Genomic DNA, 10,619 nt, shown 5'->3' on the forward strand with positions numbered 1-10,619 from the left:
CATGAAAGACCGTACCTTGAAATACGCCTTGCTGGCGCCTGCCCTGGCCATCTGCGCGGCGACCCTGTTGTATCCGCTTTGCCAGTCGCTCTGGTACTCGCTGCACGACTGGAACCTGGGCCGTTCGGCTACGCCCGAGGGCTATGTGGGCTGGCTGAACTATGCCGACTTGCTCTGGCATGATCCGGTCTTCCTGGACAGCGCCTGGGTCACACTGGTGTTCACCGTGCCGTCGGTGGTCCTGACCATGGCGGTGGCGCTGGGCCTGGCCGTGTTGCTGGCCGGCGACGGCCGGTTGCAGGTCAATGCCCGCACGCTGCTGGTGATTCCGTTCGCGATGTCGCCCGCGCTGATCGGCATCTCCTGGCGTTTCATGCTGAATCCGGAATTCGGCGCGGTCGACGCGCTGCTCAAGGCGGTGATGCCGGGATGGAGCGGAGCGCCCGTGCTGGCGGATCCGGTGCTGGCCATGGCGGCCCTGATCCTGGTCGATGTGTGGCATTGGGCGCCTTATTTCATGTTGACCTTCATCGGCGCGCTGGCCGCGTTGCCGCAGGACACGCTGGACGCCGCCCAGGTCGACGGCGCCGGACGCGGCCGCATCTTCTTCGAAATCGTGCTGCCGCAACTGCGGCCGGTGCTGACCATCGCCATCCTGCTCAAGACCATCTTTTCGCTCAAGGCGCTGGACCAGGTCGTGACGATGACGGCGGGCGGCCCCGGGGCGGCCACCGACACGTTGCCCCACGCCATCTACAGCACCGCCTTCCGCTTCTACGACATCGGCTATGCCGCGGCCATGGCCTGGCTGCTGGCCATCGTGATGATGGGCCTGGCGCTGGTCTATTCCCGCTTTGCCATGGGACGCCCATCATGACCCAGACTGCCATTCTCAATCCCGCCGCCGCCACGCGCCGCCGCCGCCGCCGGGGCCTGGCGCGCCGACTGGCGATCTGCCTGGTCACGCTGGCCTGGTTCGCGCCCGTGGCCTGGATCGTCGCCACCGCCTTCAAGCCGCGGCTCGACGTCTACAGCCTGGCGCTGTGGTTCCGTCCCACGCTCGACAGCATCGTCGCGGCCTTCGGCTCTCCCTACCTGCTGGGAGAGCGCCTGTTCAACAGCGTGTTCGTCACCGCGGGCACCTTGCTGATGGCGATTCCGGTGGCCACGCTGGCTGCCTATGCATTTTCGCGTTTTCGCTTCCCGGGGGGACAGTTGGGGCCGCCGCTGCTCCTGGCCACGCAATTCCTGCCGCCCGTCATCATCGTGATTCCGTTGTTCGTGGTGTTCCGCAATCTGGGCCTGCTGGATACGCCCTGGGCGCTGATGGTGGCCAATCTGTCATTCGTGGTGCCGTACGCCACCTGGATGATCAAGGCCTTCTTCGACGCCTTGCCGCCGGACATGGAAGAGGCGGCTCAGATCGATGGCGCCTCGCGGTTGCGGGCGCTCTGGGAAGTGGTGGTGCCGGTGGCGCTGCCCGGCATCGCCAGCGCCGCGATCTTTTCGTTCGTGGTGTCGTGGAACGAATTCTTCTATGCGCTGGTGCTGACGCGCGACCAGGCCGTGACGCTGCCGGTGGCGCTGATGAGCGCCCGCACGGAGCAGGGCGACGCCTGGGAAATCATGGCCAGCATGGGGCTTTTCATCATTGCGCCCATGCTGCTGATCTCGCGCTTCGTGCAGCGCTATTTCGTCAAGGGCCTGGTCACAGGCGCGATTCGCTGAGGGAAAAAATGGCTTCCGTAAAACTGATCGATATCGAGAAACGCTGGGGCGGCGTGGTCGGGGTGGCCCGCCAGTCGCTGGAGATCGCCGACGGCGAATTCGTCGTCTTCCTGGGACCGTCCGGATGCGGCAAGACCACCACCATGCGCATGGTGGCGGGGCTGGAGGCGCCCAGCGCGGGCGAGATCTGGATCGGCGGGCAGGACGTCACCGACGCCTTGCCCAAGGACCGCGACGTGGCGATGGTGTTCCAGAACTATGGCCTCTATCCGCACATGACGGTGGGCGAAAACATCGCCTATCCGCTCAAGGTGCGCGGCGTCGCGCCCTCGGAGCGGCGCGAGCGGGCCCGCGCGGTGGCCGAGAAAGTCGAGCTGGCCCACTTGCTGGACCGCCGTCCGCGCGACCTGTCCGGCGGACAGCGCCAGCGCGTGGCCCTGGCCCGCGCCATCGTGCGTCGCCCGCAGGTCTTCTTGATGGACGAACCGCTGTCCAACCTGGACGCCAAGCTGCGCGTCAGCATGCGCGCGGAAATCCGCCGGCTGCAGTGCGAACTGCGGGTGACCACGATCTACGTCACCCACGACCAGATCGAGGCCATGACACTGGCCGATCGCGTGGTGGTCATGCGCGGCGGCCTCATCCAGCAGGTCGGCACGCCCGCGGATGTCTACAACCGGCCCGCCAATCTGTTCGTCGCCGGGTTCGTGGGTTCGCCGTCGATGAACCTGCTGCCGGCGCGGGCGACGGCGGGCGGGCTGGAGGTCGAAGGCTTCCGCCTGGCCGGCTTCGACGCGCCGCCGGACACGGCCCTGGTGCTGGGCGTGCGCCCCGAAGACGTGGCGCTGGCGCCCGCGGGCGGGGGAGACCTGGACGGCGTGGTCTACATGTTCGAATTGACGGGCGATGCGGTGCTGGTCACGCTGGATGTGGGCGGCTCGCGGCTTTGCGTGCGCGGCGACCGCCACCTGCGCTATGCCATCGGCGAGCGTGTCGGGCTGTGCCTGCCGCGCGAGCATTGCCACCTGTTCGACGCCGCCACTGAAGCGCGCCTGTCCGCCTGAGCCATGACAGTCCGTTCACCCCGGCCAGGCCGCCGACGCGCGGATGATGACTTCGCCCGGCAGGCGCTGGCGGCGCGGGCGCCGCTCGGGCGTGGCGCGGCGCTGGCGCAGCAGTTCCACGGCCTGGCGCGCCATGGCGTCGATGGGCTGGCGCACCGTGGTCAGTCTGTAGGGCGCCCGCGCGCCTTCCGGGACATCGTCGAAGCCGGCCACCATGACCTCGTCCGGAATCTTCCAGCCCAGCTCATGGCGGCAGGCATCGATGACGCCCATGGCCATCTGGTCGTTGGCGCAGAATATCGCGTCAGGTCGGGCGCCCCGGGCAACCGCATCCACGAAGACGGCGTGCGCCTGGTCGTAGGAAAAGCCGCCGTCGAGCACCGCGGCCTCGGGCAGGCCGGCCGCGCGCAGGCCAGCCTGGAAGCCGTCGATCCGCAGGCGGCCCACCGGCGCCGCCGCCGGGCCGCCCAGGCAAAGAAAGCGGCGGCGGCCCGCGCCCAGCATGCCCTCGGCCAGCGCCCGCGCGCCGGCCTCGTGATCGGTCGACACCGCGTCCGCGTCCGTCTCGCCGGGGCTGCGGTTGAAGAACAGCACCGGCACGCCGTGGGCCGTGAACCCCTGCACAGCGGCCGGATCCAGCGTGGCGCAGGCGATCAGGCCATCCAGCGGATACCCGCGCAGGCCCAGCAGCACCGGCTTGACCGAGGCGTCGTCGTCGACCGCCAGCAGGATCATGTGCTGCCCGGCGCGCGCCAGCGCATCGCCCAGCGAGTAGAGCAGGGCGGGCGCGCTGCGCAGGGTGTAGCGGGTGATCAGCACGCCGACCGCATGCGAACGGCGCGTGATCAGCGAGCGCGCCAGGGCGTTGGGCGCGTAACCCAGGCGAGCCGCGACGGCCGGCACGTGTTCGCGCGTGTCGTCCGAAATGTGGCTGCCCGGCTGGAAGCAGCGCGAGACCGTCGATTGTGCAACGCCGGCCGCCTGGGCCACGTCGTAGGAGGTGGCGCGGGCGGCGCGCGGGCGGGAAGCTGTCGGCATGGGCTTGGGTGGCGGTTTTTTTCGCCTGATTATGCATTCGAATGCTTTCCGTTCCAAATGTGGGGCGCCTATGCCTCTTTTCCGTTTCCGGCGCCGCCGCGCGCCGCCACAGGAGTCAAGCAATGAATGAAGTCGTTCTGGACCGCGCCGCCGCCCAGGCCCGCGCCATCGCCCGTGAGGACATGGTGGCTTGCCGGTTGGCCTTTATCGACTGCAAGCTGCCTGGATCCGACCTGAAGGAGAACTACTCCATGATCGGTCCGGGCGTGACGCAATCGGAGGAGCAGGTGGTGAACCTGCGCGAACCGCACGGTTTCAATATCGGCGCCGCCGCCATGCCGGCAGGGGTGACCAATAACCTGCACCTGCATTTCAGCGCCGAGGTCTTCTTCATCCATTCGGGCCAGTGGACGTTCCGCTGGGGCTCGGGCGAGGGCGCCGGCGAACTGCGTGGCGGGCCGGGCGACGTGCTCAGTATTCCGACCTGGATCTTCCGGGGGTTCTCCAACGATGGCGACGGGCATGGCTGGATCTTCACCGCCCTGGGCGGCGACGACACCGGCGGCATCATCTGGCACCCGGACGTGCTGGCCGCGGCGGCCACGCACGGATTGTTCCTGGGTCGCGACAACACCTTGCTGCATGGCGCGGCGGGCCAGCCTCCCGAGGCCGGGCTGATCGAGCCCCTGAGCCCGGCCGACATGGCCGCGCTGCCGCGCTACACCCCTGCGCAGATGCGCCGGCGCGCGCTGGCCGCGCAAGACCGCGACTGGTCGGCCCGGGCGTTGCTCGGCGCTCGCGGCTGCGAACTGGCGCCGGTGATCGGCCACGGCATGAGCGAAGACCGGGCGCAGGCCGCGCCCATCGCCAACCCCCATGGCTTCTCGGTCGACTGGCTGCGGTTGGCGCCCGGCGGCACCACCGGGCGCCTGCGGCTGCGCGAAAAGCAGGTGTTCATCGTGATGCGGGGCGAAGCCGAACTGGTGCTCAACGGCCCGGGCCGCGAAGTGGTGGTGCCGCTGCGCGAACAGGCCATCTATTCGGTGCCGTCCGGCGTCTGGCGTGAACTGCGCCAGGCTGGCGAACAGCCCGCGGCGGTGATCTCGGTCTGCGCGGGCGACCAGCGCAAGCGCATCGAATGGCCGGCCGCCACGTTGGCCGAGGCCGCGGGGCACGACCTGGCGTTGGACCCCGACGGCTACCTTGCGCGCCGAGGCTTGCTGCCCGAGACCGCCCTCGGGGTCGGCGAAGCGCGCTTCTGACGTGGCGCCCACCTTGCTGTTGATCGGCGGCACGGCGTGCGACGAGGCCTTGTGGGCGCCGCTGCGCAAGCTGGCGCCGCCCTTGGCGCAGTGCGTCCGGGTGGCGGATTACGGCGCGCACGAATCGGCCCGCGCGGCGGCGACCGACCTGCTGGCGCGGCATCGAGGCAGACTGGTGCCGGTGGGCTTTTCGCTCGGCGGCTTCGTCGCCCAGGAAATGGCCGCGCAGGCGCCCGAACGCCTGGCCGGCATCGTGTTGGTCGCCACCAACGCCCGGGCCGATACGGCCGCCGGCGCCCAGGCGCGCCAGCGCATCGTCGATCTGGCCGATGCGCTTGGCCCGGGGGCCGTCGTCCGGCAGCACCTCTGGCCGGCGTATGTGGCGCCGGGCAGGCTGTCGGACAGCGCGTTGCAAGACGCCATCGTCGCAATGGCCGACCGCCTCGGCATCGCCGCGCTGCGGCGCCACGCCGCGATCGCGGCCACGCGCGCCGACGGGCTGGCGCGCCTGTCGGCGTGGCACGGCCCGGCGCTGGTGATCAGCGGCGCGCGGGATGCGCTGAACCCCGCGGACCGCCAGCGCGAGATGCATGGCCGGTTGCTGCAGGGCCGCTGGGTCAACCTGCCGGAGGTGGGGCATTTCGTGCCGCTGGAGGCGCCACGGGCCTTGCATGGCGCGTTGCGCCAGTGGTTGCGGGACGGTGTGGCGTTCGAAAACCTGCGGCCATCGGCGCGCAACCCGACGTCTCAGGAGCGAGCGCTTGACGACGGCCAGGGAAAGCCTTAAAGTTGCTGCTAACAACTAATTGGATCCGTGGCCATGGGCCTGCCGAAAAAGCGACTGCAACGCCAGGATGCTGAAACACTCTACGAGGCCGTGAACCAGCTCATCAGGGTGCATCAGTTCCGTGATCGCGATCGCATCTGCTGCCATGACGTGTCCGTCGCGCAGTGCTACGCCTTGGAAACGCTGGTCAAGCAGGGGCCATTGCGGCTGCAGACGCTCGCGCAGGAAATGTTCCTGGACAAGAGCACGGCCAGCCGGGTGGTTGATTCGCTGGAGCGCAAGGGCTACGTCACGAGAGTCGAAGATGCCTCTGATCGCCGTGCGGTGCAGCTGCAACCCACCCCGGCGGGGCGCACGTTGTATCAGACGATCCGTGCGGATCTGGTGACTGAGGAACTGGCCATGATCAAAGACATGGATCCGGCGGTCCTGGACGCATCGCTCGACTTGCTGCGGCAACTGACGCGCGCCGCGCAGGCCCGCTGCGGTGTAGCCGGCGGCCATGCCATCGAGTCGGAGCCGCAGGGCGTATCCGGCTTTTTTTTGGACAGATAGTTGTTAGTACCAATTAATACGGGATCAACCGTGCTCCCACCACGTGAAAAGAGGTACCTGAAATGCGCCAAAACGACCTTCCCATTGCAATCATCGGAGCGGGCCCTGTCGGGCTGAGCGCCGCCGCGCAGGCGCTGGCCAGGGGGATGACGCCTATCGTCTTCGAAGCGGGAGACCAGGTCGGAACGAGCTTGCGCCATTGGGGCCATGTCCGGATGTTCTCACCGTGGAGCTTCAACATCGACAAGGCGGCCGCCGCGCTGTTGGCGCGGACCGGCTGGGTCGCTCCGCCCGGCGACGCGTATCCCACCGGGCGGGACTTGCTGGCGCGCTACCTGCTGCCGCTGTCCGAGGTCGCGCAGATCAAGCGTTGCCTGAAGACCCGTCACCGCGTGATGGCTGTCTCGCGGACCGGTCATGATGTCATGAGAAGTTCGGACCGCGCGGCCGCGCCGTTTCTGCTGCGGGTCCAGGGGCCCGAGGGCGAACGGGATTTCCTGGCGCGGGCGGTCATCGATGCATCCGGCACTTACGCCACGCCGAACTGGATGGGCGCCCACGGTATCCCGGCCCTCGGCGAAGAGGCGGCGGCCGCACAGATCGCCTATGGCGTTCCCGAGATCCTGGGAACGGCCCGCCAGCGCTACGCCGAGCGCCGCGTGCTGGTGCTGGGCGGCGGACATTCCGCGTTCAATGCCCTTCAGGATCTGGTGGAACTGGCCGGCCAGGCGCCAGGCACGCGGATCTGGTGGGCCATCCGCGGCGTTTCTCTCGATCGCGTTTTTGGAGGAGGGGAGAACGACCAGCTGGCGGAACGCGGCAAGCTGGGCAGGGCAATCCAGCAACGGCTGGCCGAAGGTCGGATCACACTTCTGACGGCCGTCAATGTCGACCGGGTGAGCCGCTCATCCGACGGGCTGCTGGTGCACAGCGGCGCAACGACGCTGCCGGCCGTCGACGAAGTCATCGTGGCGACGGGATTCCGTCCGGACCTCCGATTGCTGGCGGAGCTTCGGCTGGAACTGGACCCGGCCACGGAAAGCCCGGTGCGTCTGGCGCCGCTGATCGATCCCAACGTGCACAGCTGCGGCACGGTGAGGCCGCACGGCGCCGCCGAACTCGCGCATCCGGAGGAAGGCGTGTTCGTGGTCGGGATGAAGAGCTACGGCAGAGCGCCCACATTCCTGCTGCGGACCGGCTATGAACAGGTCCGGTCCGTCGTTGCCGCGCTGGCCGGTGATCGGGACGCCGCGGAACGCGTGGCGCTGGCGCTTCCAGAGACCGGTGTGTGCGGGGCGCGATTGCCGCGTGCGAACGACGGGGCGGGTTGCGGAGCCTGAAGCAGGAATGTTCTGGATCGGGATGGCCTGGATCCGGGATTGTCAGGGGCGGTCGGCCCCTGGCGAGTCAATTCTTTACTTTACATAATATACATTATGCGTAATTCAAACAGGGAGATGGCCGGCCTGCCTCGCCTGGCCGTCTCCCAAGCAATCTACGCGTGCGGAAATGCCTGGAATGCGGGCAAGGCTTCCGCCTGTGCCGACAGTTGCGCCAGTCCGGGATGCAGCTGGGGCTGGATGGTTCCTGGCAGCAAGGCCTGCGTGAAACGCCACGCGACCGCCGCCGTCACGGCGAACTGGCCGACTTTCTTCAAGGGCTGCGCCGGCGTCCATGTCTGCTGCAAGGCGGCCTCAAGCGCCGCGTAGGCCGCGTCCAGCTGCCCCTGCACGCGTGTCACCCAGGGCTCGTGCTGCTTCTCGGCCGGACGCAGATTGCGTTCATAGACGATCTGCACCGTCTTCTCGCACGCCGCCAATGCCAGTCCGATGACGGCCGTGGCCTGGCGCCGCTGCTCGAGGGAATCCGGCATGAGCGTGCGTCCGCTGGCATGTTCGGCGTAGTCGATGATGAGCGTGGAATCCATCAGTACCGTGCCATCGTCCAGCACCAGCGTGGGCGCCTTGACGACCGGATTGATGGCCTTGAATTCGTCAAAGGTGCTGAATACGGATAGCGGCATGTGATCGAAATCGACGCCGAGCAGGTGCAGCGATATGGCGCTGCGCCGTACGTAGGGGGAATCCAGCATGCCGATGAGCTTCACATTTTCTCCGAGTGGTTGGCAGCCTGGCCGCCCTTGGGAATGGGCGGAAGGCATCATCGCATGTCAGCACCGCGATGCGCCAGGTCGCCGCGCACTCCCTGCTTTCGTTGCGCGCCTGAAGAATGCTGAAGTCCCCATCGGCTTCGTTCCCCGGCTTGATGCGTGTAACAAAATCAAATAATTCAATTCAGCCCCGCAAAGGCGTTGCCGTGGCCGTTGAATCGATCGTTCGCATCTCGTCCCGACATCGCCCTATGACGAAGCCGCGCTTTTTCCGAACCTTGCCCCGTGGGAACCCCGGCAAAGCTGTTTTATCGCACCGGCGCCGTTGCGCGCGGGGTGTGGAATACGCGCCACACCCCCTCTCGCCATCTCCTCGAGCCGCTGGCATGATGCGGCGCGTAGGGAACCTGTCAAGCATCTGAATAAGGAAAACAAACGTGCGATTCAGTTTTTTCAAGGCCCTGCTGGCCTGCCTGTGTGGCGCCATGTTGAGCGCCTGCACGACTTGGGACGTGGCCATGATGCGCCACAAGGGCAAGCCCGTGAACGACATCGTGACCGAATGGGGCATTCCCGACCGCGTCTACGCCAGCGAAGACTTGCCGATCGGACAATTGGTCTACCAATGGCAGACCTCCGGTGAAGTCTCATGGGACCAACCCGTCGGCAGCTTTAGCTACGGTATGAACGGCGGCACCATCTACGAGCGCCGCTCGGGCATCGCGAGCTGCTACACCATGCTCCATGTCGACGAAAAGGGCATCGTGGTCGGCGGCGAGCTGGTCAACAACGGTACGACATGCAAGATGTGGTGATGGCAAAGCGCCGCGGATCGGGCACGCGTCCCGCCGGCCCGCGGCCTCTCGGATAACCCGCTCTAGAAATCCTGATGACTACCATGAAAAAAGCCACCCTCACTCCCCTGCTCGCCCTGTGCTTGCTGGCCGGCCCGGCCCTCGCCGCGGAAAAAAAGCCCAGCGCCGGCGACATCTCGCGCGCCATCGCCTATACCGACGTGATGCGCGCCTATGCGTACAGCAAGCAGGCCAACGAGTACAAGGAACGCTATGACAAGATCGGTCCCGGTCCGGACGGCCTGGAAGCCATGACCAACGCCGCCAATCTCATGAGCCTTGCCAACCAGGCCATGCGCGCGGCCTGCGCGCGCGAACCGCATTACGTGGAAAAAGGCATCGAAGCCTTCCGCTGCAGCAAGATCAAATAGGTTCCGCAGCGGCGGCCGCGATTCCTTAGAATCCGGCCATGGTGATTTCCCCCCCGCCCGGGCCCGACCCTCGCGCTCAAGTCCTGGCACGCCCATGGCGTGCTGTGGGCGTTGTTGCTGGCGTCGGCGCGCGCGCCACTACGATCTAGACCCCGGTCGACATCTGCAAGCTCAACCGGAATGACGCCGAGGCCTGATTGCATCACGCCCTGGCTCGCGCGTCGAATATCGTCTGCCTCCGCATTGATCCCCTAGCGAAAAGTAGCCATGACAAACTTGCTTCCGATCGAGAATCGGGCGGTTTACCAAGAACTGGTCAATACCTTGTACCGGCAATCGCCTCCGATCTTCCTGGGCAACATCGCCGTTGCCGGCCTGACGGTGTTCTTGCTGTGGCACGAGGTCGGGCGCGAGCTGTTGCTGGGATGGGCGGCGGCAGTCTACCTGCTCACCGCACTACGCGTTGTTGTTGTCTGGAAGGACAGACGCTCCGGCCCGCATCGCCCCGAAGCCACCTCCCGGCGCTGCCGGCAGTACGTATTCTGGGTGACGGTATCGGGTTGTCTATGGGGTGCAATGGGGCCGTTGTTTTTCGAACCCGAAAACACCATCGTCACGGTGTATATCTGCATTGTGCTGGCCGGGATGACAGGCGGCTCGGTGGCCTCGCTGTCAGCGTTCTGGCCGGCGTACTACCTCTTTGCCCTGCTCACCGTGCTGCCCTTCGCGCTACGCTCGTTTGCGCACGGCACGCCGTTGTTCACCGTGTTGGGCGTGCTGTCGCTGTTCTTGCTGGGCGTGAACCTGGCCTACTGCAAGGTGATGCAGCGCACGCTGTCCGATGCCATCA

At 66.9% G+C, this 10,619-nt stretch carries 11 protein-coding genes and 1 pseudogene; 10 read left to right on the forward strand and 2 right to left on the reverse strand.

Translation table 11 applies throughout. The features are described 5' to 3' along the window. The first annotated feature begins 1 nt into the window (after position 1). Genes AOZ49_RS03530 through AOZ49_RS03540 form a run of 3 tightly spaced genes read left to right on the forward strand, consistent with a single transcriptional unit; the run spans position 2 to position 2,792 of the window. Positions 2-877, forward strand: coding sequence for a carbohydrate ABC transporter permease (locus AOZ49_RS03530; protein ID WP_054430426.1), 876 nt, complete (start codon positions 2-4; stop codon positions 875-877). Continuing rightward, positions 874-1,728: a carbohydrate ABC transporter permease gene (locus tag AOZ49_RS03535; protein WP_054474339.1), complete on the forward strand. Its 855-nt coding sequence runs from the start codon at positions 874-876 to the stop codon at positions 1,726-1,728. The genes AOZ49_RS03530 and AOZ49_RS03535 overlap by 4 nt, the downstream gene beginning before the upstream one ends. A gap of 8 nt (positions 1,729-1,736) precedes the next feature. Next, positions 1,737-2,792 carry an ABC transporter ATP-binding protein gene (locus tag AOZ49_RS03540; protein WP_054430428.1) on the forward strand — a complete coding sequence of 352 codons (1,056 nt, stop codon included), beginning with the start codon at positions 1,737-1,739 and terminating at the stop codon, positions 2,790-2,792. Between the two features lie 15 nt (positions 2,793-2,807). Here the strand turns inward: AOZ49_RS03540 and AOZ49_RS03545 are convergent, their stop codons facing one another. Then, positions 2,808-3,830 (reverse strand): LacI family DNA-binding transcriptional regulator, encoded by a 1,023-nt coding sequence (locus AOZ49_RS03545; RefSeq protein WP_054474340.1) that lies wholly within the window; start codon positions 3,828-3,830, stop codon positions 2,808-2,810. 122 nt (positions 3,831-3,952) lie between these two features. Between AOZ49_RS03545 and AOZ49_RS03550 the strand changes: the two genes are divergently transcribed. From AOZ49_RS03550 to AOZ49_RS03565, 4 genes are all read left to right on the forward strand, one after another. Then, the gene (locus tag AOZ49_RS03550; protein ID WP_054474341.1) at positions 3,953-5,092 is read left to right on the forward strand and encodes a cupin domain-containing protein; all 1,140 of its coding nucleotides are present in this window, start codon (positions 3,953-3,955) and stop codon (positions 5,090-5,092) included. A gap of 13 nt (positions 5,093-5,105) precedes the next feature. After that, entirely contained in the window at positions 5,106-5,879 is a 774-nt protein-coding gene (locus AOZ49_RS03555; protein WP_231690232.1) for an alpha/beta fold hydrolase, read from the forward strand. A gap of 33 nt (positions 5,880-5,912) precedes the next feature. Then, positions 5,913-6,434 (forward strand): MarR family winged helix-turn-helix transcriptional regulator, encoded by a 522-nt coding sequence (locus AOZ49_RS03560; RefSeq protein ID WP_156355576.1) that lies wholly within the window; start codon positions 5,913-5,915, stop codon positions 6,432-6,434. A 62-nt stretch (positions 6,435-6,496) separates the two neighbouring features. Continuing rightward, the gene (locus tag AOZ49_RS03565) at positions 6,497-7,774 is read left to right on the forward strand and encodes an FAD-dependent oxidoreductase (RefSeq protein ID WP_054474342.1); all 1,278 of its coding nucleotides are present in this window, start codon (positions 6,497-6,499) and stop codon (positions 7,772-7,774) included. Between the two features lie 155 nt (positions 7,775-7,929). Here AOZ49_RS03565 and AOZ49_RS03570 read toward each other — a convergent pair whose 3' ends face one another. Beyond that, entirely contained in the window at positions 7,930-8,541 is a 612-nt protein-coding gene (locus AOZ49_RS03570; RefSeq protein ID WP_054474343.1) for a glutathione S-transferase, read from the reverse strand. 440 nt (positions 8,542-8,981) lie between these two features. Here AOZ49_RS03570 and AOZ49_RS03575 point away from each other — a divergent pair, with 440 nt between their 5' ends. The 3 genes and pseudogenes from AOZ49_RS03575 to AOZ49_RS32880 all read left to right on the forward strand — a co-directional run. Next, positions 8,982-9,359, forward strand: coding sequence for a hypothetical protein (locus tag AOZ49_RS03575; protein ID WP_054474344.1), 378 nt, complete (start codon positions 8,982-8,984; stop codon positions 9,357-9,359). A 74-nt stretch (positions 9,360-9,433) separates the two neighbouring features. Next, positions 9,434-9,769, forward strand: a complete 336-nt coding sequence (locus AOZ49_RS03580) for a hypothetical protein (RefSeq protein WP_054430434.1) — start codon at positions 9,434-9,436, stop codon at positions 9,767-9,769. Between the two features lie 267 nt (positions 9,770-10,036). Beyond that, positions 10,037-10,619, forward strand: a pseudogene (locus AOZ49_RS32880) (hybrid sensor histidine kinase/response regulator); the annotation flags it as partial.

The organism is Achromobacter sp. 2789STDY5608615, from assembly GCF_001298995.1.
In the GTDB taxonomy this organism is placed as follows: Bacteria; Pseudomonadota; Gammaproteobacteria; order Burkholderiales; family Burkholderiaceae_B; genus Achromobacter; species Achromobacter insuavis.

Excerpts from the sequence above, each read along its gene's own strand:
- AOZ49_RS03580 (WP_054430434.1), top strand. The coding sequence starts at position 9,434 with ATGACTACCATGAAAAAAGCCACCCTCACTCCCCTGCTCGCCCTGTGC.
- AOZ49_RS03545 (WP_054474340.1), bottom strand. The coding sequence starts at position 3,830 with ATGCCGACAGCTTCCCGCCCGCGCGCCGCCCGCGCCACCTCCTACGAC.
- AOZ49_RS03530 (WP_054430426.1), top strand. The coding sequence starts at position 2 with ATGAAAGACCGTACCTTGAAATACGCCTTGCTGGCGCCTGCCCTGGCC.
- AOZ49_RS03550 (WP_054474341.1), top strand. The coding sequence starts at position 3,953 with ATGAATGAAGTCGTTCTGGACCGCGCCGCCGCCCAGGCCCGCGCCATC.
- AOZ49_RS03560 (WP_156355576.1), top strand. The coding sequence starts at position 5,913 with ATGGGCCTGCCGAAAAAGCGACTGCAACGCCAGGATGCTGAAACACTC.
- AOZ49_RS03565 (WP_054474342.1), top strand. The coding sequence starts at position 6,497 with ATGCGCCAAAACGACCTTCCCATTGCAATCATCGGAGCGGGCCCTGTC.
- AOZ49_RS03535 (WP_054474339.1), top strand. The coding sequence starts at position 874 with ATGACCCAGACTGCCATTCTCAATCCCGCCGCCGCCACGCGCCGCCGC.
- AOZ49_RS03540 (WP_054430428.1), top strand. The coding sequence starts at position 1,737 with ATGGCTTCCGTAAAACTGATCGATATCGAGAAACGCTGGGGCGGCGTG.